The following is a 362-nucleotide window of genomic DNA, read 5'->3' as shown; positions in this document are numbered from 1 at the left end:
GAGGTGTCGGCCGATAAGCCGGGTTCTGTCGTGGGCAGCCATTCCTCTAGGCCTGCCGTTGCCGACAGGCTCGAGCAGCCTACCCGGGAGCGGCGCGAGCCACGCCATCGCTCCCCTATTTGGCCTTGCCCCGGATGGGGTTTTGCCTGCCGCCGCCATTACTGGCGGCGCGGTGAGCTCTTACCTCGCCTTTTCACCCTTGCCGGTCCGCGAAGGACTTGGGCGGTATGTTTTCTGTGCCACTTTCCGTCGCCTTGGGCCGCTCCGTCACAACGGGGCGGCTTGCTGCGCCCGGCCGTTAGCCGGCATCCTGCTCTATGGGGCCCGGACTTTCCTCGTCGCCTCGCGGCGCCGCGGCTGCC

At 68.0% G+C, this 362-nt stretch carries 1 other RNA gene; it reads right to left on the bottom strand.

Annotated elements, in window-relative coordinates:
* Positions 1 to 14: 14 nt before the first annotated feature.
* Positions 15 to 362, bottom strand: an RNA gene (rnpB, locus tag ACO0K4_RS19560) — RNase P RNA component class A.

Origin of the sequence: Undibacterium sp. RuTC16W (genome assembly GCF_049339445.1) — a bacterium.
Classification (GTDB): Bacteria; Pseudomonadota; Gammaproteobacteria; order Burkholderiales; family Burkholderiaceae_D; genus Undibacterium.
Note: the sequence above shows the minus strand (reverse complement) of the source record. Positions and strands in the feature narration are given on the sequence as shown.